Annotated in this window: 20 protein-coding genes; 7 read left to right on the forward strand and 13 right to left on the reverse strand. The window is 65.0% G+C overall.

Going from position 1 to position 22,772, the window contains the following annotated elements; genetic code table 11:
• Position 1: 1 nt before the first annotated feature.
• The 10 genes from murD to dinB form a co-directional block, all read right to left on the reverse strand.
• Positions 2-1,603 carry a UDP-N-acetylmuramoyl-L-alanine--D-glutamate ligase gene (gene murD, locus WMN78_RS01795; RefSeq protein ID WP_425341099.1) on the reverse strand — a complete coding sequence of 534 codons (1,602 nt, stop codon included), beginning with the start codon at positions 1,601-1,603 and terminating at the stop codon, positions 2-4.
• Positions 1,585-2,694, reverse strand: coding sequence for a phospho-N-acetylmuramoyl-pentapeptide-transferase (mraY, locus tag WMN78_RS01800; protein WP_340531674.1), 1,110 nt, complete (start codon positions 2,692-2,694; stop codon positions 1,585-1,587). Before mraY ends, murD begins: the two co-directional genes overlap by 19 nt.
• Positions 2,691-4,166 carry a UDP-N-acetylmuramoyl-tripeptide--D-alanyl-D-alanine ligase gene (locus WMN78_RS01805; RefSeq protein ID WP_340531676.1) on the reverse strand — a complete coding sequence of 492 codons (1,476 nt, stop codon included), beginning with the start codon at positions 4,164-4,166 and terminating at the stop codon, positions 2,691-2,693. Before WMN78_RS01805 ends, mraY begins: the two co-directional genes overlap by 4 nt.
• A gap of 6 nt (positions 4,167-4,172) precedes the next feature.
• The gene (locus WMN78_RS01810; protein ID WP_340531677.1) at positions 4,173-5,822 is read right to left on the reverse strand and encodes a UDP-N-acetylmuramoyl-L-alanyl-D-glutamate--2,6-diaminopimelate ligase; all 1,650 of its coding nucleotides are present in this window, start codon (positions 5,820-5,822) and stop codon (positions 4,173-4,175) included.
• Between the two features lie 77 nt (positions 5,823-5,899).
• Entirely contained in the window at positions 5,900-7,702 is a 1,803-nt protein-coding gene (locus WMN78_RS01815) for a penicillin-binding protein 2 (protein WP_340531678.1), read from the reverse strand.
• A 43-nt stretch (positions 7,703-7,745) separates the two neighbouring features.
• A complete protein-coding gene (locus WMN78_RS01820; protein ID WP_340531679.1) occupies positions 7,746-8,429 on the reverse strand; it encodes a hypothetical protein in 684 nt (227 codons plus the stop codon).
• Positions 8,426-9,424 carry a 16S rRNA (cytosine(1402)-N(4))-methyltransferase RsmH gene (rsmH, locus tag WMN78_RS01825; protein WP_340531680.1) on the reverse strand — a complete coding sequence of 333 codons (999 nt, stop codon included), beginning with the start codon at positions 9,422-9,424 and terminating at the stop codon, positions 8,426-8,428. Before rsmH ends, WMN78_RS01820 begins: the two co-directional genes overlap by 4 nt.
• Before the next feature lie 178 nt (positions 9,425-9,602).
• Positions 9,603-10,031, reverse strand: a complete 429-nt coding sequence (mraZ, locus tag WMN78_RS01830) for a division/cell wall cluster transcriptional repressor MraZ (RefSeq protein WP_011691421.1) — start codon at positions 10,029-10,031, stop codon at positions 9,603-9,605.
• Positions 10,032-10,332: 301 nt separating this feature from the next.
• Positions 10,333-10,704, reverse strand: coding sequence for a DUF3040 domain-containing protein (locus WMN78_RS01835; RefSeq protein WP_340531681.1), 372 nt, complete (start codon positions 10,702-10,704; stop codon positions 10,333-10,335).
• 230 nt (positions 10,705-10,934) lie between these two features.
• A complete protein-coding gene (dinB, locus tag WMN78_RS01840; protein WP_425341101.1) occupies positions 10,935-12,095 on the reverse strand; it encodes a DNA polymerase IV in 1,161 nt (386 codons plus the stop codon).
• A 140-nt stretch (positions 12,096-12,235) separates the two neighbouring features.
• Here dinB and WMN78_RS01845 point away from each other — a divergent pair, with 140 nt between their 5' ends.
• The gene (locus tag WMN78_RS01845; RefSeq protein WP_340531683.1) at positions 12,236-12,766 is read left to right on the forward strand and encodes a hypothetical protein; all 531 of its coding nucleotides are present in this window, start codon (positions 12,236-12,238) and stop codon (positions 12,764-12,766) included.
• Positions 12,763-13,857: a polyprenyl synthetase family protein gene (locus WMN78_RS01850; protein WP_340531684.1), complete on the forward strand. Its 1,095-nt coding sequence runs from the start codon at positions 12,763-12,765 to the stop codon at positions 13,855-13,857. The genes WMN78_RS01845 and WMN78_RS01850 overlap by 4 nt, the downstream gene beginning before the upstream one ends.
• A gap of 56 nt (positions 13,858-13,913) precedes the next feature.
• On the opposite strand, the gene WMN78_RS01855 is transcribed toward WMN78_RS01850, so the two are convergent.
• A complete protein-coding gene (locus WMN78_RS01855) occupies positions 13,914-14,267 on the reverse strand; it encodes an Rv2175c family DNA-binding protein (RefSeq protein ID WP_340531685.1) in 354 nt (117 codons plus the stop codon).
• A gap of 242 nt (positions 14,268-14,509) precedes the next feature.
• On the opposite strand from WMN78_RS01855, the gene WMN78_RS01860 reads away from it, so the two are divergent.
• Entirely contained in the window at positions 14,510-15,868 is a 1,359-nt protein-coding gene (locus tag WMN78_RS01860; RefSeq protein WP_340531686.1) for a LysM peptidoglycan-binding domain-containing protein, read from the forward strand.
• Positions 15,869-15,971: 103 nt separating this feature from the next.
• A complete protein-coding gene (locus WMN78_RS01865) occupies positions 15,972-18,137 on the forward strand; it encodes a Stk1 family PASTA domain-containing Ser/Thr kinase (protein ID WP_340531687.1) in 2,166 nt (721 codons plus the stop codon).
• A gap of 120 nt (positions 18,138-18,257) precedes the next feature.
• Here the strand turns inward: WMN78_RS01865 and WMN78_RS01870 are convergent, their stop codons facing one another.
• Both WMN78_RS01870 and WMN78_RS01875 read right to left on the reverse strand, forming a co-directional pair.
• A complete protein-coding gene (locus WMN78_RS01870) occupies positions 18,258-19,649 on the reverse strand; it encodes a class II 3-deoxy-7-phosphoheptulonate synthase (protein ID WP_340531688.1) in 1,392 nt (463 codons plus the stop codon).
• 77 nt (positions 19,650-19,726) lie between these two features.
• Positions 19,727-20,488 (reverse strand): lysophospholipid acyltransferase family protein, encoded by a 762-nt coding sequence (locus tag WMN78_RS01875; protein ID WP_340531689.1) that lies wholly within the window; start codon positions 20,486-20,488, stop codon positions 19,727-19,729.
• Positions 20,489-20,599: 111 nt separating this feature from the next.
• Here WMN78_RS01875 and WMN78_RS01880 point away from each other — a divergent pair, with 111 nt between their 5' ends.
• The 3 genes from WMN78_RS01880 to WMN78_RS01890 are packed head-to-tail and all read left to right on the forward strand — an operon-like array spanning position 20,600 to position 22,748.
• A complete protein-coding gene (locus WMN78_RS01880; RefSeq protein ID WP_340531690.1) occupies positions 20,600-21,388 on the forward strand; it encodes an alpha/beta hydrolase in 789 nt (262 codons plus the stop codon).
• Entirely contained in the window at positions 21,385-22,182 is a 798-nt protein-coding gene (locus tag WMN78_RS01885; protein WP_340531691.1) for an alpha/beta hydrolase, read from the forward strand. Before WMN78_RS01880 ends, WMN78_RS01885 begins: the two co-directional genes overlap by 4 nt.
• Complete coding sequence (locus tag WMN78_RS01890; RefSeq protein ID WP_340531693.1) at positions 22,179-22,748, forward strand: hypothetical protein; 570 nt, start codon at positions 22,179-22,181, stop codon at positions 22,746-22,748. Before WMN78_RS01885 ends, WMN78_RS01890 begins: the two co-directional genes overlap by 4 nt.
• Positions 22,749-22,772 lie beyond the last annotated feature (24 nt).

A 22,772-nucleotide genomic window follows, 5' to 3' on the forward strand; every position in this document is an offset into this window, starting at 1 on the left:
GTTACTCCTCGCCGGTCTGAGCCTGCCCTTCCACGAGCCCGCGGACGGCTTCAATGAAGGCGTCGCCACGGTGAGCGTAGGAAGAGAACTGATCCATGGAAGCAGCCGCCGGGGCCATCAGCACAGTGTCCCCCGGAGAGGCCAGCTGCGCCGCTGCGGCAACGGCCTGGGCCATCACAGTTTCCCCGTAGATTGGCGAGGGCACTGTGCCGGCATCATCCGTTTCGGCAGACTGCACATTTTCAGTGTCGCCCTTGGTGCGTCCGATCACGGGGACATCGGGTGCGTGTCGCCGGAGGGCGTCCGTGAGCGGCGTTGTGTCCGCTCCGATCAGGACGACGGCCTTCAGCCGGGGTGCCTGCTCCTGGACGAGTTCGTCGTAGCTCACGCCTTTGGAGAGTCCGCCGGCGATCCAGATGACGTTGCTGAACGCCGACAGGGATGCTGCCGCGGCGTGCGGGTTCGTGGCTTTGGAGTCGTTGATCCAGAGCACATCGTTGTGCCGGGCAACAAGCTGGATGCGGTGCTCTCCCGGGATGTAGTTCTTCAGTCCCTGCCGTACAAATTGCGGTTCCACACCGTAGGCCCGGACGAGTGCCGCCGCCGCCAGGGCATTGGCGACCATGTGGCGCGGTGCCACCGGGCCGAGGTCCGCCATGGCGGCAAGCTCGGCGGCACTGTCCTTGCGCTCGGGGATGAACGCGCGGTCCACCAGGAGGCCCTCGACCACACCGAGCATGCTGATGGCGGGCGTTACGGTGGTGAAGCCCACGGCCCGGCAGCCTTCCACGACGTCCGCGTCCTCCACCATGCGTTCGGTTTCGATCTGCTCGGCGTTGTAGATGCAGGCTTTTTGGGTCCGTTCGTAGACCTTCGCTTTGTCGGCCAGGTAGGAAGCATAGGAGCCGTGCCAGTCCACGTGGTCCTCAGCGACGTTGAGGCAGACACTGGCGACCGGTGAAACGGAGTGGCTCCAGTGCAACTGGAAGCTCGAAAGCTCTACGGCAAGGACGTCGTACTCCACCGGGTCACGCAGGGCGTCCAGGATGGGCGTTCCCACGTTGCCGACGGCAATGGCTTTGAGCCCGGAGGCCTGCAGCATCGATTCGGTCAGCCCCACGGTTGTGGTTTTCCCGTTCGTGCCCGTAATGGTCAGCCAGTCCGCGGTCTTGCGGCCCTCCCGCTCACGCACGCGCCAGGCGAGTTCCACGTCGCCCCAGACGGGTATATGGGTCCGTGCAGCCAGCGCGAGCAGTGCCTGGTCCGGGCGCCAACCCGGGGAGGTCACAATGAGGTCCGGTTTCTGCCCGTCGATCTTCGGCATCGCGTGCACGGCGTCTTCACCCAGGAGGACGTCCACGGCACCGACGATTTTCAGAGTGTCCGCCTGAGCCCGGGCTCTCGCGCTGGTGGCTGCATCCACCACCACCACACGGGCGCCGAGTTCGATCAGGGTGTCTGCGGCGGCGAACCCGGAGACGCCGATTCCCGTAACAACGACCCGGAGTCCGGCCCAGTCGGAGTCCCAGGTCACGAGGTTCTCGAGGCGGGGCGACGTTGCCAGGGGCGACGGTATAGGACTGCTCACAGCAGGACCACCCATTCTGCGTAGAAGATACCAAGGCCCGCGGCGACGAAAAGGCCGCCGAGGATCCAGAACCGGACCACCACGGTGACTTCCGCCCAGCCCTTGAGTTCGAAGTGATGTTGAAGCGGGGCCATCTTGAAGAAGCGCTTGCCCTTGGTGATCTTGAAGTAGCCCACCTGGATGATGACCGACAGCGTGATCAGGACGAAGAGGCCGCCGATGAACGCGAGCAGCAGTTCGGTCCGGGACAGGATGGCGAAACCGGCGACTGCACCGCCGATGGCCAGCGAACCGGTGTCGCCCATGAAAATCTTCGCCGGAGACGTGTTCCACCACAGGAAGCCGACCAGGGCCGCGCTCAGGATGGCGGCAAGCAACGCCAGGTCCAGCGGGTCCCGGACGGAATAGCAGCCGCCGCCGGCCTGCCGCGGGGAGCCGCAGGCCTGGTTGCTCTGCCAGATGCCCATCAGCGTGTAGGCGCCGAACACCATGACCGATGCCCCGGCCGCGAGCCCGTCCAGGCCATCGGTGAGGTTCACACCGTTGGTGGCCGCCGTGACGATCAGGTTGGACCACAGCACAAACAGGATGGCGCCGAGGACGGAGCCGCCGAACGCAAGGTTCAGCCAGGGAATGTCCCGCACCAGCGAGATCTGGGTGGACGCCGGAGTCACGCCGTCGGCATTGGGAAAGTTCAATGCCAGGATGGCGAAAATGATGCCGACAGCACCCTGCAGTATCAGCTTGGCTTTGGCGTTCAGGCCCAGGCTGCGTTGCTTGGAAATCTTGATGAAGTCGTCCAGGAATCCCACCAGGCCCATCCCCACCATGAGGAACAGCAGCAGGAGCGCGGAGGCGGACGGGCCGGCTGACCGCGGGTTCACCATCCACATGATGAGGTGGGTCAGCGCGTAGCTGAGGAGGACCGCAAAGACCACCACGGTGCCGCCCATGGTCGGGGTGCCGCGCTTCGTGTGGTGCGATGTGGGACCGTCGTCGCGGATGAACTGGCCGTAGCTCTTCCGCACCAGCAGACGGATGAACAGCGGGGTTCCCACCAATGCAAACAGCAGGGCCAGGCCAGCGCCGATCAGCAGTGCAATCACAGCGACTCGCTCCCTTCATTGGCGGTTGCTCGGACGTGTGGGGGTAATGCTATCCGATCGCCCAGATGCCTCAGTCCCACGCTGTTGGAGGACTTGAAGAGGACCAGGTCGCCCGGTTCAAGTTCCCGCTGGAGGAGATCGTAGGCTTCGTCCACCGACTCCGCGAAGACGCATTCGTCGCCCCAGGAGCCCTCGTTGACGGCGGAGACATAGAGCGAACGTGCCTCGCGGCCAACCACCACCAGGCGGGCAATGTTGAGCCGCACCACCTGCGTGCCGACTGCCATGTGCTCCCGGATGGACTCGTCGCCCAGTTCCAGCATGGCGCCGAGGACGGCCCAGGTGCGGCGGCCGCGGCCAAGATCCGCCAGAGTCCGCAGGGCGGCACGCATCGATTCAGGGTTGGCGTTGTAGGCATCGTTGATGATGGTCACACCGTCAGGCCGCTCGGTGCGTTCCATCCGCCAGCGGCTGGCAGCGGTCTGTGAGCTAAGGGAAGCCGCGATCCGTTCCGCCGGGACGCCGGCGGCATAGGCCGCGCCGGCTGCTGCCAGGAGGTTGGTCACATGGTGGGCGCCGATCAGCCGGCTGCGGACCTGGTGCCCGGCGGCTTCGCCGGGGAAACGAAGTTCGAACTCGGGATTTCCGGCTGCATTCGTCTCGACGTGGACGGCGCGCAGTCCGGCGGCCGGGACCTCGTCTGCGGCCTGCGCGGAGAATCCCAGGACGTTTGCCTTTGTCCTGCTTGTCATGGCGGCAACGCGGCCGTCGTCGAGGTTGATCACGGCCGTGCCGCCCTCGGGGAGGGCTTCTACGAGTTCGCCCTTGGCAACGGCGATGTTGTCCACGCCGCCGAACTCCCCGGCATGGGCGGTGCCAATGCCCAGGACCACCCCGATGGCGGGCCGGACCATGTCTGCGAGATATCGGATGTGGCCCACCCCGGTGGCGCCCATTTCGATCACGAGGTAGCGGGTGTCGAACCCGGCCTTGAAAACGGTCAGCGGAACGCCCACTTCGCCGTTGTAGGACCCCTGGGGCGAGACCGTGTTGCCTTCGGCAGCAAGGATTCCGGCAAGGAGGTCCTTGGTGGTGGTTTTCCCGGCGGAACCGGTGATGCCGATGACGGTGAAACCCGACCCCTCAGCCTCGCGGCGGGCACGGATCCGGCGCACGGATTCGGCGGCCAGGGCGCCCATGGCGATGACCGCGTCCTCCACCACGATGGACGGATACGGCTTGCCGGAGTCATCCGCCACGTCCTTTTCCACCAGCGCCAGGACCGCGCCGCGTTCGAAGGCAGCGACGATGAAGTCATGGCCGTCGGCTGTCTCGCCGGGCTTGGCTACGTAGAGGGACCCCGCCGTTGCCTCCCGGGAATCCGTCACCACCGCCGAGGGCGTAATGGTCGGATCGGCGGCAAGGCGGCCGTCAGTAATATCGGCAATTTCCGCCGCAGTAAATGCAATCATCTCGGTCTAGGACTCTATCCGCTCGTCGTTCAGAACGGTGAATCCCCGGGCTGTCAAGGCCTCGCGGAGCTCCACCCTGTCGTCGAGCGCCAGGTTGACACCTTTGACTTCCTGCCAGACCTCGTGGCCGCGCCCGGCCACGAGGACCGTGTCGTGCGGATGTGCCATGTCCACAGCCTGACGGATCGCCGCGTCGCGCGGGTAAGACTCCAGGATCGTGCAGCCCAGGCCGCCGGCTTTCTTGGCCTCCAGTGCGCCCGCCAGGACGTCTGCGCGGATGGCAGCCGCGTCCTCATCGTGGGGGTCGTCATCGCTGACGATAACGACGTCCGCCAGGCGCGCGGCGATGGCCCCCATGGCCGGCCGCTTGCCCTGGTCGCGCTGACCCGTGGCACCAAAGACCACGATCACCCTTGAGCCGGGCTGAGGTGAGCGGACTGCTTCCAGCACCCGCTGCAGGGCGTCCGGGTTGTGGGCGAAGTCGACGACGGCGGCCGGCGCCATAGAGACGAGCTGCATGCGTCCGGGGACGGCTACCGTGAAGGGATCGGCCGAGTCGAGGGCTGACTGCAGTGTTGCCGGGTCCACTCCGCTGGCCAGGACCATGACGGTTGCGAGGGCGGCATTGGAGACGTTGAAGCTTCCCGGGAGCCCTGTATGGACCCGCAGTTCCGTGCCGTCGCGGTGCCGCAGCAGGAACTCCGTGCCGAGGCCCCGGGGCGCGGTGGCAGTGACGGCCCAGTCAGCGGACGCTTCCGGCTCGTTGCCTTGGGCCGTCGCCAGCGTGGTGACCGGAATGCCGGCACCGGCAGCGAGCCGGCGGCCCCATTCGTCGTCCACGGTAACCACCGCTGACTTGGCGTGCGGGGGCGTGAAGAGCTCCGCCTTGGTCTGGAAATATTCGTCCATGGTGCCGTGCAGGTCCAGGTGGTCCTGCGTCAGGTTGGTGAAGCCGGCGACGTCGAACTGCACCCCGTCCACCCGGTGGAACGACACGGCGTGCGAGGAAACCTCCATGGAGGCAGCGTCCAGGCCGCGCTCCCGCATCAGGGCCAGCAGCGCGTGGATGTCGGTGGACTCAGGCGTCGTCAGCAGGCTGGGAATCGGCTCACCGCCGGCCAGGATCTCGATGGTGCCTATCAGCCCGGTCCTACGGCCCAGCGCCTGCAGGAGCGCGTTGATGAAGTAGGTGGTGGTGGTCTTGCCGTTGGTGCCGGTGACGCCGAACAGCGACGGAGCAGCACCGCCTTCCGGCCGGCTTTGGTAGATCAGCGCCGCGAGGCCGCCCACGGCGCCTCGGGGCTTGTCAACCACCAGGACCGGCACGGGAGTGTCAGCGGACAACGCCAGGAGCCTGGCGCCGTCGTCGTCTGTCAACACCGCAACGGCGCCTGCGTCGACGGCCTGCGACACAAAGTCCGCTCCGTGCCTGGTGGCGCCGGGCAGGGCGACATAGAGGTCGCCGGGCGCCACAGTACGCGAATTGAGGGAAATCCCGGTGACGGGTACGGAGCTTGAAGCCCCCGGAACGACGACGCCGACCGACTCGCCGATGGTGCCGAGCGGCACCGCTGCAACGGCGGTGGGCCGGAACCCGGAACCGGGAACCGTGCCGCTCGTTGCGTCGGTACTGCCTTGGGCATGGTGCTCTGACAAGTGGATCTCCGTTGGTGCTAGTGGATCACACCGGGCGTAGGGGAAGTTCCCCGGGTACGTACGATGTTGTGGACGTGCTACTTGACGTACTGGGGCAGCCTGACCGGCTCGCCCGTTGATGGCGGAACGTTGTACGTCCGCAGGGCCTGGCTCATCACGGAGCGGAACACCGGACCATTGGTAATTCCGTAGATGCTGCCTTTGGGTCGCTGCAGGACAACTTCAACAATAAACCGCGGATCGTCCATCGGCGCCATCCCCACCATGGAGGCCGTGTAGCCGCAGTACCCGGACTTGCCGTCATCGCACGGCGACTCGGAGGTTCCGGTCTTGGCGCCGACACGGTAGCCGTCAATGGCCGCATCCTTGATCTGGCCCTCGGTCACTGCGCTCTCCAGGATGTCCCGCACCTGTTGCGCGGTTTCCTTTGACACCACCTGCCGGCTCTCCTTCGCCGGAACCTTCTCTTCGGTTCCGTCGGGGCCGATGTAGCTGTCGATCAGGCGCGGCTGGAGCATCACGCCGTCGTTGGCAATCGACTGATAGGCCCGGACGGTCTGCAGCGTTGATTGCGACACGCCCTGGCCGAACAGAACGGTGTATTCCTGCCTGCCGTCCCACTGGTCAGCCGGGGTGAGGATGCCGCGGGCTTCGGCGGGAAGTCCGATCTCGGGGGCCTCGCCGATGCCGAACTTCTGCAGCCAGTCGTGGCGTTGCTCCTTGGTGAGCCGCTGCCCGGCCATGACGGTTCCGGTGTTCATCGACCAGCCCAGGATGCCGGCCAGCGTCCGTTCCTCGGTCCCGTGATCGAACGAGTCCGTGAACACCTGGCCGTCGACCACGTACGACGACGGGATGGTGAACTTGTCCAGCGGGCTGGATTTGCCTTCCTCGATGACGGCGGCGGCGGTAATCATCTTCTCGACGGAACCCGGTTCGTAGGCAGCCGTCACGGAGCGTACGCCGCGGTCCTTGGCGTCCACTTTGCCGGGATCGTTGGGATCCGGAGAGTTGGTGTCTGCCATGGCAATGATGTTGCCGGTCTTGATGTCCTGGACAATGATGACGCCCCATTCGGCGCTCAGCTTGTCCGACTGGTTCTGGATGGCCTGCTGGGCAAAGTACTGGAGGTCGGAATTGAGGGTGAGCCGGATGTCCTTGCCGTCAACGGCAGGGGTCAGTTCGTCCACGCCAACCGGGATGCGGAGGCCGTCGGCGCCGATTTCGAAGAGCCGCTTGCCGGGGGTTCCCTTGAGGACTTCATCCTGGGTCTGCTCCAGGCCCGCCTGGCCGGTGGTTCCGTCTTGCAGGAAGCCGACGATCCCGCCGGCAACCGACCCGTTCGGGTAGACACGCTTGCTGGTGCCGACGGTGACTATTCCCGGAATCTGGAGTTTGGAGATACGGTCCTCCATGTCCGGTTTGAGGTCCTTGGCAACGATGTAATAGGGCTTCTCCCCCGTCAGCGCGTCCTTGATGTCCTCGGAGTCCTGGCCCAGCAAGACGGCCAGCTCCTTGATGCCCTGATCCCTGGAAACGGTGACGAGCTCTTCTTTGTCACCGACTGTGTCCAGGCGCTTGAACGACTCCGTCTTGGTGTTGACGCGCTGGTCCACCACGACGTTATAGCGGATGACACTGTTGGCGAGGACGGTTCCGTCGGCGTCCAGGATGCTGCCGCGCTCTGCAGGAAGCTCGATCGGAGTGAGGCGGTTGTTCAGCGCGGCCTCGGCCATCCCGCCGATGTCCAGGCCCTGGACCATGAACAGCTTGCCGCCGACTACCAGCAGCAACGCAAGCATCATGCCCAGGCCGAGGCGGAGCCTTCTGGTGGCGTTGGGCACTTTTGCGGTATTTTTCTTGCCGGTGCTCTGTGCCACGGTGAGTCCTTGCTGCTTGCTTGCTGGTGGTCAGTCCCGTCAGTTACTGTCCCGGCGTCTTTTGCCGCGGCGCGGGAACGGATCCGCCGTGGAGGTCAACCGCGGGCTTCGGGGCAGCCGCGGCGGGTGCTGCTGGTGCTGCCTCCTTGGCGTCCGCTGCCGCTGCGGCTGCCGCCGGAGCGGCGGCTTCCGCCGGCTTGCGGACGGCCAACGGCTCCTTGGTGCTGGCCGGAGGAACCACGGTCAACTGACCGGCGACTGCCGGCGCAGCAATGATCGCTCCGGGCTTGTCACCCTTGACGGCCGGTTTGGGCGTGCCGCTTACCGTCAGCGTGGACAGGTCGATCTGTCCCTTGCCGGTGGAAGCAACCATGCCTAACTCTGTGGCCTTGGCCGCAAGATTCTGCGGAGCATCGAAGTTCTGGACCTGCTGTGTCAGGTCCTGGTTCTGCTTCGTCAGGGTGGACTGTTCGCTGCGGAGCTGCACCAGCTGGTACTGCGCCGTAGACACGGAAATGTTCAGGACAAGGACCGCCATGAGCGCGACGGCCAGGAGGGCAAAGCAGAGCACAACGAAAGGGGCCCGGCGCTTGCGCGGCGCTGAACGGACCACGGACAGCGGGGTCCGCAGCTTCCGTTCGGATCCTCCGGAGGGCTTGAGCCCCGTGAGGGCACGGGCCGCCGTGCCGGACACGACTGGGAAGTTTTTGGCAGCGGCGGTGCTCATGCGGCCCTCCTGGCTCTGATTCGTTCAACTGCACGCAAGCGGGCGGACGCTGCGCGTGGGTTTTCGGCGATTTCGTCGGCGGTGGGCACCTCGGTGCCCTTAGTCAGGGTCTTGAGTTCGGGCTTGTGCTCTTCCAGTTCCACGGGGAAACCCAGCGGCGCGGACGACTTGGAGCCGGTCTGGAAGACTTTCTTGACGATCTTGTCCTCCAGCGAGTGGTAGGACATGACCACAACACGGCCTCCCATGGCCAGCGCGTCCACGGCGGCGGGCACGGCACGTTCCAGGACGTCTAGTTCTTCGTTGACTTCGATCCGCAGGGCCTGGAACGTGCGTTTGGCCGGGTGTCCGCCGGTTTTCGCCGCTCCGGCCGGAACGACGGCACGGATAGTGTCAACCAGTTCACCCGTGGTGGTGAACGGCTTTGCCTCACGCGCGGCTACGATGCGGTTGGCGATCCTGCCGGCGAACTTCTCCTCACCCCATTTGCGGATGATGCGGACCAGGTCCTCTTCGCTGTAGTTGTTCACAACGTCCGCGGCCGTCTGCCCGCGGCTGGTGTCCATCCGCATGTCCAGGGGCGCATCAAAGGAGTAGGCGAAGCCGCGTTCGCGTTCATCCAGCTGCAGGGACGAAACTCCCAGGTCCATCAGCACGCCGTGAACCTCATCGATGCCAAGGTCCCGGAGAACGTCGGGTATTTCGTCGTAAACAGCGTGGACCAGGTCAGTGCGGTCCTCAAAGGGCTTCAGACGCTCACCGGCAAGAGCCAGTGCTTCTTCGTCGCGGTCGATCCCGACCAGATGGAGATCCGGATACCGCTGGAGCAGGGCTTCAGAGTGACCGCCCATTCCCAGGGTCGCGTCGATGACCACCGGCGTCTCGCCGCGGTGGCGGGCTGCTTCAATACCAGGGGCCAACAAATTGATGCACCGGTCCCTGAGGACCGGTACATGGCGTTCGGACGTGGGTTTGGGCTGGTTGGGATCGCTCATACCTTCGTCCTTTCGTGCCTGGTTGCGCCTCGGTGGTCTTCGATGCGCTTCTTAAGCCAGATCCCCATCCGCGCCTATCCCAGCGTCCGCCTGGCTCCGGGGAAGTGAGCCAGGAAAACGATCGGATGGGCGGCTGGAGATCTCGTTCAAGAAACGCTTCCGTCGTCGCCTCCGGGCCTCAAAAGATTCCCGGGATGGCGTCGTCGGTTTCAGAGAAGGAGGTTTCCTTCTCTGCCAGGTACTCGTTCCAGGCCTGGGCGTCCCAGATCTCCGCACGGGAGCCGGCGCCGATAACGGCGAGCTCCCTGCCAAGACCTGCGTATGCCCGGAGTGCGGGAGGAATAGTCACGCGCCCCTGCTTGTCAGGTACCTCGTCCGAGGCTCCAGAGAGAAAAACCCGGATGTAGTCACGAGTCTGCTTGGAGGAGATGGGCGCCTCCCGCATTTGCTCGTGAATCCGTCCGAATTCCCGCTCACTGAAGACGTAGATGCAGCGTTCCTGGCCCCTTGTGAGTACCAGTCCGCTGGCAAGTTCCTCACGGAACTTCGCTGGGAGGATGATCCGCCCCTTTTCGTCCAAACGCGGCGAGTGAGTGCCAAGAAACATGGCCACCCGCCTGTCTGTCGTCAGGAGCTGCACGTCCCCTGTGCTGCCACTACCCTCTTACCTGCTCCACTTTACTCCACATCGCTCCACAGTCAACGCGACACGGAAGATTCGTCCGGAGATTGGAGGAATCTTGGCCCCGAAATAACGGGGTTTTCGGCCGGTGGCAGAAAGTGGAGGGGTTGAGTCGCCCTGTGGAACGCCTGGGGTGCTTTAAATGCAAAAGACCCGCCTGGACGGGTCTTTCTGCGATCCTGCCAATGGCAGGTGGTGCGAAGTGGAGTGGTTTAGCTGACTGCCGTCACGGCTCGCCGCGGCGGCGCTCGTCCCAGCGTTCTTCGAGGCCGCTCATGAAGGAACTGCGCCCCTTGCCGGTTTTCTTGCCACCGGTTGACTTCGCCTTGCCGGCAGCGGAGCTGCGCATCGTTGCGAAATAGACTCCGGCTCCCATCACAATGAATCCGAGGACACCAACAAAGATGCTCTGAAGTGAAACGCCCACCAGCAGGAGGAGGACACCGGCCAGGGTGGCCAGCACGCCAATCACGATGTGGCGCGTGGACCAGTTACGGCCCGGATCCGATCCCATTGAATTGGCAAACTTCGGATCGTCCTCGTGCAGCTGCTTCTCCAACTGCTCGAGCAACTTCTGTTCGTGCTCCGAGAGCGGCATCACGACCTCCTTAAGTCGGCCAGCGTCCGGACGTACCGTGGCCTCTGTGTTGTCAATCCGATAACGACCGGCATGCGCAGGAGGTTCCCGCCCCGCATGTCGGAGGACCGGATTCCACGCATTAGGACGAAAGGGCTGGTCCAGAAGACCTTTGGGAATGTCCAGACGTTCGAAATCTATGTATATCTAAGGATAGTTTGTTGCGCCCTGTTCTGAAAGACACCGCTCAGCTAGTCAGCGGCCTTATGAGGGTCCAGCAGCCGGGCAGGGAGCACTGACTTCGAGCCGAACTTCTCCGCCACCCTGTCCAAGGCTTGTTCCGCGGCCCGCCAGTTGTCATCGCGGCGGTCAAAGCTCAGCTGGAGCGAGGTCTGGGCTGCATCCTCAAGGTGCTCGGCCCTGACACCGACCAGGCGGACTGTCATGGCCCGCGGACCAAGGGATTCAAGGAGCTGCACCGCCACGGCATAGATCAGCTGCGCACTGTCCACCGGGGCGTGCACTGTTCTGCTGCGCGTGATGGTGGAGAAATCGGTGTAGCGGAGCTTGAGGGAGATGCTCCTGGCAACCATCCCCGTGCTTCGGAGCCGCTCGGCTGTGCGGTGCGACAGGCGCAGCAGCTCACGATGCAGGAGGACGTCGTCGGCAGTGTCCACGGCAAACGTTTCCTCGGCACCAATGCTCTTCTCCAGGCGGACCGGAGTCACGGGCCGGGGATCGATCCCCCATGACAGCCGGTACACGTGCTCCCCCGATGCCCCGAGCAGTTTTTTCAGTGCGGACGGCGGGGTTGCGGCAACATCGGCCACTGTGCGGATTCCCATCCGGGCCAGCACCTCGCCCGTTTTCGCCCCCACACCCCACAGCGCGTTAACGGGAAGACTGTGCAAGTAGGCAACGGTCTCATCCGGGCCGATCAGCAGGAGCCCGTCCGGCTTGCAGCGGGTGGACGCTATTTTGGCCACGAACTTGCTGGCCGCGATTCCCACGGAGGCCGTGATGCCGAGCTCCTCATGCACGCGCCGGCGGATGATCCCGCCGATCTCGCGAGGGCTCCCGAGCCGCCGGATCGCTCCGCCGACGTCAAGGAAGGCCTCGTCCACGCTCAGGGGCTCCACCAGGTCCGTGATCGAGCCGAAGATTGCCATGAGCTGGGCGGAAACCTCGTAGTAAAGCTTGTGCCGTGGCTCGATAATGACTGCCGAGGGACACATACGCGCCGCTACCGCCATGGGCATCGCGGATTTGACTCCGAATTTCCGGGCCTCATAAGAGGCGGACAGCACTACCGAGCGGTCCGCCGGGTAACCAACAATCACCGGTTTTCCGCGCAGCCCGGGCCGGGACCGAAGTTCCACCGAGACGAAAAATGCGTCCATGTCCACATGCATGATGCTGCTCCGACGGAGCTCCCGGAGGGTCGCTTCGAGCTGCTGTTTATCCTGTTCCGACCCCACGCCTTCAATCCTATGCCGTGGTACTGACTAAACTGGAGGCTGCATCCGGCGTCAACACCAGGAGGACTGTCCCTGTGAAGGTAATTGGAAAGCTCAAGCCTGCGGGCTGCGCCGTTGTGGTGGCTGGCGCGATGCTGGCCCTGGCGGCGTGCACCCCGGCCGGTCCCGGAGCCAAGGCAACCGGGACCGCCAGCGCTTCAGCTTCCGCCACGGGGCAGGTAACCACCACGGCTCCGGCCAGCCCGTCGGCGTCGCCCGGGACCACCGCGGCCGTCGGAGCGCTCGTCGCCGGGTTCCCGGAAAAGCTGCTCCCCGTGATGCCGGGGGCGCGGGTGGTCTCGAGCAGTTTCGACAAGACGTCCGCTCCGGCCACGGCAGCATTGGTGGGTAACATCGGCTCGCCGGCCGCCGACGTCGTGACCTTTTACACGAAGGCGCTGGAGGCCCAGGGGTTCAAAGCCGTACCTGGCGAAAACGTAGGCGCCGTCGCGTCAAAGGATTTCCTTCGCGGTGACAACGAGACGGTGAACATCGCAGTGGTGGAAACCGGCGGGGTCTCGACGTTCACCATCGGCGCCAACGTCGCAGCTGAGTCCGCGAAGTGACGGTCGCAGAGCAGCTGCGCTTGGAGCAGACGGCCTTCGTGGCCGCCGTCGCCGGCAAGCTCAATGACTTCCTGGCCACCCGCCAGTCAGTGATGTCCGCCATTTCCCAGGACATCGATCCGCTGATGGGCTCCATCTCCAACCTGGTCACCGGCGGCAAGCGCCTGCGTGCCCTGATGTGCTACTGGGGCTGGCGCGGCGCCGGCGGCGAGGCTGCCGCCACGGAGGTGGTGACTGCCGGATCCGCACTGGAACTTTTCCAGGCGGCGGCACTGATCCACGATGACATCATCGACCGTTCGGACACCCGGCGCGGAGGCCCCAGTGTGCACCGCCGCTTCAGCCAACTGCATGAAACGCAGGGGTGGGCCCTGGACAGCGAGCGGTTCGGCCACGCCGCAGCCATCCTGACCGGCGACCTCTGCCTCTCCTTCAGCGAAGAGACATTCACCGAAATAGGCGAGGCGGCAGCATCGGGCAGCCGGGCCCGGCTGATCTTTAACCTAATGCGGGCCGAAGTGATGGCGGGTCAGTACCTTGACATCCTGGAAGAAGTGGCCGGCCCCATGCGCGACCGCGCCGGAGCTGTCAGCCGGGCCCAATCAATCATCCGGTTCAAGTCGGCGAAGTACTCGACTGAGCACCCGCTGGCCCTGGGAGGCGCCCTGGCAGGAGCGTCGGATGAACTGCTCCGCGGCTATTCCGCATTCGCCTTGCCGCTCGGCGAGGCCTTCCAGCTCCGCGACGATGTACTCGGCGTCTTCGGTGATCCGGTTACCACCGGGAAGCCGGCCGGCGATGACCTGAGGGAAGGCAAGCGAACGGTCCTGGTTGCCTTCGCCCTCGACCAGGCGTCCCCCGCGGAATCCAGCTTCCTCGATGCAAAACTCGGAAGCCCCGACCTGTCCGACAGCGATGTGGAGGAAATCCGGCGCATCATTGTGGACTGCGGTGCGCTCCAGGCCACAGAAGTCCTGATTGAGGAATTCGGCCGCGCAGCCTTCGCCGAACTGGACCTGCTGCCGTTGGACGACCTGCCCAAGACGGCCCTGCGGAAACTGGCCGAGGCAACTGTCAGCCGCGCCGCCTGAGATCGGCGGCGCGGCCCCCGCGCCTGAACTCGTCCAGGCCGGGGTCGCCCCGGCTACTACCAGGCGAGGGACTGTGCCCGGCGGCGGATCTCCGTCTTTCGGCCTTCGCGCAGCGCGTCAATCGGGCGGCCGCGCAGTGATTCATCCGGCGTAAAAAGCCAGGTGATGAGTTCCTCATCGGAGTAGCCCGCATCGGACAGGACCACGATGGTCCCCTTCAGGCTTTCAACCGGATGGCCATCCTGCATAAAGTCGGCGGGAACCGACCTGATTCGACGTTCGCCGACCCTGAGGGCAACCAGCGCCTTTTCGTCCAATAATCCGTGGACCTTCGTGATGGAAACGTTCATCATTTCTGCAACGTCGGGCAGCGGCAGCCATTCGCCTACAAGGCTTTCTACAGTACTCACGGATCAAGATTGCCACGGCGGGCGCTATTGCGCCTAGTCAGCGCGATTCGGCGGCGTGACCCGTGAATCGACACTCCGAAAATAGGCATATATCCAATGCCAAACATTTCTTGTGCTAATCGACAATTCGTGAGAGATTCACATAGATCACATTTGCATCAACACTAACTTTAGTAACACTAGTATCATTCGTAACACCGGCCTGACCGACAGCATTCGCCGCTGAGAAGAGGATCATCCCTATGACCACGCCCCGATCGCCAAAGCAGCACCCCAGGCCGAGCCTGCCTCTGATTGCGGCGACCACGGCCGCGCTTCCCGCAGTAGTGCTCTCTTCGCTGGCTATCGCGCAGCCGGCAGCGGCGGAATCCCGCCCGCGGACCGTACCCGCGACCCTGGCTGCTGCCATGCAGGCCCAGGAAGCCGCGCTGAAGTCAGGCGTCATTCCGGCAGGATCCGTTTCCACGTCCCTGCCCGCCTCCCTCCGCCCGGCCCGGCCCTCCGCCCCGGCCGAATACACCATTGCGCGCGGTGACACCGTCAGCGGCATTGCAGGTCGCTACGGCCTCGACGCCTACGCCATCCTGAAGCTGAACAACCTGCAGCCGAACACCGTTATTTACCCGGGGCAGAAGATCAAGCTGACCGGTTCGGCATCAGCGCCGGCCCCCTCCGCTCCCGCGGCCAAGCCGGCGGCCCCTTCCCTTGCCAGCACCGGGGGGAGCGTCTACACCGTCAAGGCCGGTGACACCCTCGGGGCCATCTCCGCACGGCACGGCGTCAAGTTGTCTGAGGTGTTGGGCTGGAACGGCCTCAACATGAACTCCGTGATCTACCCGGGCCAGAAGATCAAGATCGGCAGCGGCCAGGCTACCGCACCGGCTGCGGCCCCTGCGGCCAAGCCCGCTCCTGCGGCGGCTCCGGCTCCTGCCGCCAGCTCGGGCTCCTACACGGTGAAGTCCGGCGATACGTTGTCCGCCATCGCCGCCAAGCACGGGGTCAAGCTGTCAGAGATCCTGTCCGCTAATAAGCTGACCATGAGCAGCGTGATCTACCCCGGCAACAAGCTGGTCATCCCGGGCGCTTCGATCCAGCCGGCCGCCAGCGTCACTCCCCTGGTGCCCAGCTCATTCCTCGGCTTCACCTACCCGGCGGCCGTGGTCTCGTCCGCCAACCAGAACAAGGCCCTGCTCAACGCTTCGCCCGTACCCTCCAGGGAACAGATGAAGTCGATCGTCGCGGACACGGCACGCCGCATGGGCGTGGATCCCTCCCTGGCCCTGGCCTTCGCCTACCAGGAGTCCGGCTTCGACCAGCGCGCAGTCTCGCCGGCCAACGCGATCGGCACCATGCAGGTCATTCCGACATCGGGCGAATGGGCTTCGGACCTCGTGGGCCGCAAGCTGAACCTGCTCGACCCCTATGACAACGCCACCGCCGGCGTAGCCATCATCCGCCAGCTGACCCGTACCAGCAAGGACCTGGACCACGCCATCGCCGGCTACTACCAGGGACAGTACTCGGTCAGCAAGTACGGCATGTACGACGACACCAAGACCTACGTTGCAGCGATCAAGGCGCACAAAAAGAACTTCAGCTAATTTGGCGCCGGAGCTCGTGCAGCGAGTGCCGGGAGGGTAACGATACGGGTCCGGATTGCATGTCGATTCGGGCCCGTTTCCTCGTAGCACTTAGGATCGTAAGGTGCAGGAAAAAGTGTCGGACTCCCTCGTTGGAACGCTGGTGGACAACCGTTACCGGGTTCAGTCCAGGCTGGCGCGCGGCGGCATGTCCACCGTTTACCTTGCAACGGACCAGCGGCTGGAGCGCGACGTCGCGCTCAAGGTCCTGCATCCGCACCTCGTCAATGACGGTAATTTCCTGGACAGGCTGGGCAGGGAGGCAAAGGCAGCGGCCAAGCTCTCCCATGCCCATGTGGTGGGCGTCCTTGACCAGGGCAGCGACGGGCACACCGCCTACCTGGTGATGGAGTACATCAAGGGCCACACGCTCCGGGACGTCATCAAGGAGAAGGGGGCTTTGTCGCCGCGGCTTGCCCTGGCACTGATCGACCCCGTGGTTGAAGGGCTGGGAGCAGCACACGCGGCGGGACTGATCCACCGGGACATCAAACCCGAAAACGTGCTGATCGCCGACGACGGCCGCATCAAGGTCGGCGACTTCGGACTGGCCCGCGCGGTCACCACCTCGACGAGCACGGGGGCCCTGATCGGGACGGTGGCCTACCTGTCACCGGAGCTCGTGCTCGGCAGGCAGGCGGATGCCCGCAGTGATATCTACTCAGTGGGCATCATGCTCTATGAAATGCTCACCGGCAAGCAGCCGTTCGACGGTGAAGTCCCCATCCAGGTGGCCTATCAGCACGTGAATTCCTCAGTGGAGGCACCCTCTGCGGTGGTCCCGGGGCTGGCTGCCGAAGTGGACGAGCTGGTGCAGTGGTGCACGGCAAGGGACCCCGAACAGCGCCCGGTGGACGGCAATGCGCTCCTCTCAGAGCTCAGGCACATCCGTACCAACCTGACCGACGCGGAACTTGATCTCCAGCCCCCTGCGGCAATCGCCGCCGTCGCCCATTCTCCGGCGGGCCTCCGCCCGCCTGCGCACCCGCCCGCCAATCCGCCTCTCGTCAGCGCGCCGTCCGGCAAAGCAGACACCGGGCCAGGGTCCCCCGGCCGCCAGGACCAAACGGAAATCCTGTCCGCCGGACAGCATCCAACGGAAATCATCGCCCGCGAAAGCAATCCCACAACGGTGCTTTCCGCGTCGGGACGGCGGCCCGGCCAGTTCGGGGCGCTGGCGGCCCCGTCGGATCAGGAAGCCGCCTTCGGGGACGCAGATGATGACGGGCCCGACACCGCCGCTCCCTTGAGCAAACGGGCGCTCCGCAAACAGGACCGCGACGCAGCAAAGGCACAGTCGAAGGCAGCATCAACCCCGGTCCGGTCTCTCCGCGAAGGCAACCCCCGTCGTCGGGGCATCCTCTGGATCATCATCCTGGTGATCGCCGCGTTGCTGGCAACGGGCGCCGGCTGGTTCTTCGGCATGGGCCCCGGCTCCCCCGGGACCGTTCCCCGGGTGGCCAATAAGACCGTAGCCGAGGCCCAGCAGCTGCTGGGCACCGCGGGGTTCCAGTCCACCACAAAGGACGTTTTCGACGACGACATCCAGTCGGGTCTCGTCGTGGGCACGGAACCTGAAGCGGGGCGGGAAATCCGCAAGTTCCAGATGGTGTCGCTGTTCGTCTCCAAGGGGCCCCAGCTCTTTCCCTTGCCCGGCCTGGCCGGCAAGTCGCTGGAAGAGGCAAAGAACGATCTCAACGGCGCGGAGATGGCCCTGGGCAAGGTCACGGAAACCTACAACGAAACCGAGCCCGAAGGGACCGTCCTCGCCCAGGACCCGGCGGCGGGCACCCCCGCCCGTCGTGGTACGCCCGTCAGCCTGACCGTCTCGAAGGGGCCCGAGCCCATTGCCGTTCCCGACGTGCGCGGGCAGGAACAGGGTGCAGCGGTCAAGGCGCTTGAGGCCGCGGGACTGGCTGCTGTCATTTCGCCCGAAACAGTCAACGACAAGAAGGTCCCCAAGGGCGCCGTCGTGGCCCAGGACCCGTCGTCCGGTACCCTCACCCGGGGCAAGCCCGTCACTCTCACGGTGTCCAAGGGGCCTAAACTCGTGGAAGTCCCCAGCTACATCGGCAAGCAGGCCGATGATGCCCGCAAGGCACTGGAGAAACTCGGCTTTGAAGTCCGGGTGAACAACATCCTGGGCGGCTTCTTCGGAACAGTCCGGGACCAGGACCCGGTAAACACCCAGGTGCCCGAGGGCTCCGTCATCACCCTTACCGTCGTCTGACGACAAGGCCGCGCCTGACGAACTCCCCAAACCGCTGCTACGAAAAAGCTCCGCCCGGCTGGTGCAGCCGGGCGGAGCTTTTTAGTCTGTCAGCGGTTCTCTTGGCTGAAGGGCAGCGGGTCAGCGCTTGGACAGGGCCCCTGCAACGAGGAAGGCCATTTCCAGTGACTGCATGTGGTTCAGGCGCGGATCGCAGACCGATTCGTAGCGGTCCAGGAAGGCTTCCTGGTCGATGGGGTCGGCGCCGCCGAGGCACTCCGCCACGTCGTCGCCGGTCATCTCGACATGCAGGCCGCCCGGAACGGTTCCCAGCGAGTGGTGGACCTCGAAGAAGCCGCGCACTTCGTCGATGACGTCGTCGAAGTTGCGTGTCTTGTAGCCGTTGGGCGATGTGACCGTGTTCCCGTGCATCGGGTCGGTGACCCAGAGGACCTGCGCGCCGGAGGCGGTGACCTTCTCAACGATGGCGGGGAGCTTCTCGCGGATGTTGCCTGCGCCCATGCGGGTGATGAAGGTCAGCCGGCCGGGTTCGCGGTCCGGGTCCAGTTTGTCGATGAGCCGCAGGGCGTCGTCCCCGGAGGTTGAGGGTCCCAGCTTGACGCCGATGGGGTTGCGGACGCGGGACAGGAAGTCGACGTGGGCATGATCCAGTTCGCGGGTGCGTTCGCCGATCCAGAGGAAGTGCGCCGAGGTGTCGTACGGAAGTCCCGTGCGGGAATCAATGCGGGTCAGGGCGCGCTCGTAGTCGAGCAGCAGCGCCTCGTGGCTCGCGAAGAACTCAACGCGCTTCAGTGCCTCGAAGTCAGCGCCGCAGGAAGCCATGAACTTGATGGCCCGGTCAATGTCACGCGCCAAGGACTCGTAGCGGGCGTGTGCCGGGTTCTCGGTGAAGCCCTTGTTCCAGTGGTGGACCAGGCGCAGGTCAGCGAAGCCGCCCTGCGTAAAGGCCCGGATGAGGTTCAGTGTCGAAGCCGACGTGTGATACGCCTTCAGCATCCGGCCTGCGTCATGGGCGCGGGATTCCGGGGTGAAATCGTAGCCATTGACGATGTCGCCCCGGTACGCCGGGAGGGTCACGCCGTCGCGGGTTTCGTCATTGGAGGATCGCGGCTTGGCGAACTGTCCGGCCATGCGGCCCATTTTGATGACTGGCATCGCCGCGCCATACGTCAGGACGACGGCCATCTGCAGGATGGTCCTCACCCGCGCGCTGATCTTGTCCGCCGTTGCGGCCTCGAACGTTTCGGCGCAATCCCCGCCCTGGAGCAGGAACGCCTTGCCCTGCGCAGCAGCGGCGAGCCTTTCACGGAGGATGTCCACTTCACCGGCGAAGACGAGCGGCGGAAGGACGGATAGTTCCTTCACGGAGGCGTCAAAAACCTCTTTGTTTTGCCAGCTGGGCTGCTGGGAAACCGGCAGTTCCCGCCAGTGGTCCAGTCCCGGATAGTTGGCGGCACCGCTCTGGGCGGTACTGGTCAGCAGGGAGGCAGGTTTTGCAGATAGCTCAGTCACACTACAAGACTAGTTCCCGCATCGGGGTTTCGGCACCGCACCCGTCATTCGGCCCGAAGTTCCGTCACAGAACCCCGTCACGCATTTCCGGAATCCGAGGAACCGGTGCCGCCGTCTGAGCCGGTGGAGTCACCCGGGCTGCCTGAGCCATCGGTGGGTTTGCCCGCCAGCCGCAGTTTGACCACCGCCGCGTACTCGTCCACATACTCCTGCCCTGACAGGCGCATGAGTTCGTACATGATTTCGTCGGTCACGGACCGCTGGATCAGGCGATCTTCCTCCAACCCGTAGTAGCGGCTGAAGTCCAGCGGTTCGCCGAAGATCATGCCGATGCGCCTGATGTTCGGCATCCGTTTTCCGATGGGTTGGACCTTGTCCGTCCCGATCATCGCAACGGGAATGACCGGAACCCTGGCCTGCAGGGCCAGCTTGGCTACACCGACCTTTCCCCGGTAAAGCCTCGAATCGGGGCTGCGGGTTCCCTCCGGATAAATGCCCAGCAGCGAACCGTGCGAGAGAACGTCCATTCCGGCGTTGAGCGAAGCTGCGGAGGCCGCTCCCCCGGACCGGTCCATGGGGAGCTGGTTTGTCAGCCGGAAGAACAGCGCCGTCAGCCGGCCCTTAAGGCCAGTGCCGGTGAAATACTCAGACTTGGCCAGAAAGATCACGGGACGCGGAACCATCAGGGGCATGAAGATGGAGTCGGAGAACGACAGGTGGTTGGAAGCCAGAATGGCGGCGCCGTCGGCCGGGACGTTGTCCAGTCCCTTGACCCAGGGCCGGAAAAGGAGCTTGAGCACCGGCCCCAGAACGAACGTCTTCATGAACCAATAAAACACGTGGTGTACCTCTCCGGAAGGCGTCTGGCCGGCCCTCCGTCGGGTCCGGCCAGGACTTCAATGCAACCCTACTCTAGTGAGATTTGTGCCGAATGATGACACGATGGGCATATGAGAGAAAGCAGCAAACCGACGGTGCCTGCCGCTTTCAGCTACCCCGGCCATGGCCCCAACGCCCGGATCGGCGTTGCCGTTTGCCACGGTTTCACCGGGAGTCCACTCAGCGTCATGCCATGGGCCCTGCACCTCGCGGAACAGGGGTTCGCAGTCTCAGTCCCCCTCCTGCCCGGGCACGGGACTGACTGGCGCGAGCTGGCCCGTTCCGGCTGGCGCGACTGGGCCGGCGCATTTGAGGATGCCTATCTCGAGCTCGCGGACCGGACTGACGCCTGCTACGTCGCCGGGCTCTCCATGGGCGGCGCTGTTGCCCTGCACACGGCGTCCCGCCACCCTGTTGCCGGTGTGGCCGTGGTCAATCCCGGGCTCAGCTTCTACGATCGCAGGGTTCGGATCATCGGCGTCCTGAAGTACTTCCAGCGGACCACCCTGCCGATTGTTGAGGCCAACCCCACCGCAGCCGCCACTGACGACGGCGACTATTCACAGACCCCGCTCGCCGCTGTCCACCAGCTGAAGAAGCTGTTTGCCGCCGCCCGCCGTGGATTGCCCCGTGTCACCGCCCCGGTCCTGGTCTTCAAGTCGGACACGGACGATGTTGTGCCGCCGACCTCGCTTGAAATGATCAGGCGCCGGCTGGGATCGGCCGAGCTTCGCGTGGTGCCGCTGCCCAACAGCGGCCACGTGGCCACGCTGGATAACGACGCCCCCGCGATCTTCGAGCATTCCACCCGCTTCTTCCATGAGCACGCGCCGCACGACGTACCCTCGGAGACATCATGAGCATCGCCGCCGACCACAGCCCCTTCAGCAGCCCCTTTACCGGCGACGGCCCCCCGATCGGAGTGGCCGTTTCCCACGGCTTCACCGGGAGCCCGCACGGTGTGCGGGCCTGGGCCCGGTCGCTGGCCGACGCCGGCTTTGCCGTGCGGATGCCGCTGCTGCCGGGGCACGGCACCAGCTGGCAGGAACTGTCACGGACCCGCTGGCAGGAGTGGTATGCCGCTTACGACAAGGCTTACCTGGAGCTCGAAGCCGAATGCGACCATGTGTTTACCGCCGGCCTGTCCATGGGAGGGGCCCTGGCCTTGAGGGTGGCCGCACTGCGCCCGGTGGCGGGCACGATTGTGGTCAACCCCGGCCTGGTCATTGACGATCCCCGGGCGCCGCTGGCCGGCATCCTGAAGCTGGTCCTGAAAAGCACTCCGGCCATCGCGAACGACATCCTCAAGCCGGACACGGACGAGGGCGCCTACCCGCGGACTCCGGTGGCGGCGGCCCACGAGCTCAACAAGATGTTCAGGGACACCCGTCGGCTGCTCCCGCGGATCACCGCACCCGTGCGGGTGTTCCGCTCCACAGTGGACCATGTGGTGTCCGACTCGAGCATCGTGGCCCTGCGCCGCGGCCTCACCAATGCCCCGCTGGAGCTGAGCGCGCTGGAAAACAGCTACCACGTGGCCACCCTGGACCATGATGCCGACCGGATCTTCAGCGGGACCACGGACTTCATCCGCGCAGTCGTGTCCGGAAACGTCAAGGCGTCCCCCGCCAGCCCTGAAGGAAACAGCCGATGAACAGATCCGACTCCAACTCCTCGGACCAAAGCGCGAACCAGGACGACGCCGTATGGCTCGACCTGGTTGCCCGGCTCGAGGGCACCGACGCTCCGGCCACCGATACGCCGGCACCGGCCAGGGAAGAGGGCGGACCCCACAAGCGGCCTTTCCGCGATTTCGATCCGCTGGGCCTCGCGGGCGCCGCACCGGCCGAGCCCTCGGCGTCCGAACGCCAGGCCGCTGCGCGGGCACCGTTTCCCGGAGCGGATGACGCTGGAACGGACAGTGCAGCAGCGGACAGTTCAGCGGCAGTCATCGGGCCCCGCGACTATGAGGCCGACGACGACGAGCCGTTCGTTCCGGAGGAACCGCCGAGCCTGGCCGGCACTGATCCCCTCACCATGCTGGCCTGGCTGGGAGCGGTGGGCGGACCCGTCGCCCTGGTGCTCTCCGCCATGTTCTGGCGCTCGGCGCCACTGATGGCAATTCTGGGAATCGTCGCAGCATTCGTGCTGTCGGTGGTCTACCTGATCATGCAGCTGCCCCAGGAAAAAGACGAGCACGACGACGGCGCCCGGGTTTAGCCGGCCGGCTTCCGCCTGTTGACT

The organism is Arthrobacter oryzae, assembly GCF_037911235.1.
GTDB lineage: Bacteria > Actinomycetota > Actinomycetes > Actinomycetales > Micrococcaceae > Arthrobacter > Arthrobacter oryzae_E.

What these genes read in the sequence shown, in the direction of transcription:
- dinB (WP_425341101.1), bottom strand. Translation starts at nt 12,095, where the DNA reads ATGCATGTGGACATGGACGCATTTTTCGTCTCGGTGGAACTTCGGTCC.
- mraZ (WP_011691421.1), bottom strand. Translation starts at nt 10,031, where the DNA reads ATGTTTCTTGGCACTCACTCGCCGCGTTTGGACGAAAAGGGGCGGATC.
- murD (WP_425341099.1), bottom strand. Translation starts at nt 1,603, where the DNA reads ATGGGTGGTCCTGCTGTGAGCAGTCCTATACCGTCGCCCCTGGCAACG.
- WMN78_RS01820 (WP_340531679.1), bottom strand. Translation starts at nt 8,429, where the DNA reads ATGAGCACCGCCGCTGCCAAAAACTTCCCAGTCGTGTCCGGCACGGCG.
- WMN78_RS01860 (WP_340531686.1), top strand. Translation starts at nt 14,510, where the DNA reads ATGACCACGCCCCGATCGCCAAAGCAGCACCCCAGGCCGAGCCTGCCT.
- WMN78_RS01890 (WP_340531693.1), top strand. Translation starts at nt 22,179, where the DNA reads ATGAACAGATCCGACTCCAACTCCTCGGACCAAAGCGCGAACCAGGAC.
- WMN78_RS01880 (WP_340531690.1), top strand. Translation starts at nt 20,600, where the DNA reads ATGAGAGAAAGCAGCAAACCGACGGTGCCTGCCGCTTTCAGCTACCCC.
- WMN78_RS01835 (WP_340531681.1), bottom strand. Translation starts at nt 10,704, where the DNA reads ATGCCGCTCTCGGAGCACGAACAGAAGTTGCTCGAGCAGTTGGAGAAG.
- WMN78_RS01805 (WP_340531676.1), bottom strand. Translation starts at nt 4,166, where the DNA reads ATGATTGCATTTACTGCGGCGGAAATTGCCGATATTACTGACGGCCGC.
- rsmH (WP_340531680.1), bottom strand. Translation starts at nt 9,424, where the DNA reads ATGAGCGATCCCAACCAGCCCAAACCCACGTCCGAACGCCATGTACCG.
- WMN78_RS01885 (WP_340531691.1), top strand. Translation starts at nt 21,385, where the DNA reads ATGAGCATCGCCGCCGACCACAGCCCCTTCAGCAGCCCCTTTACCGGC.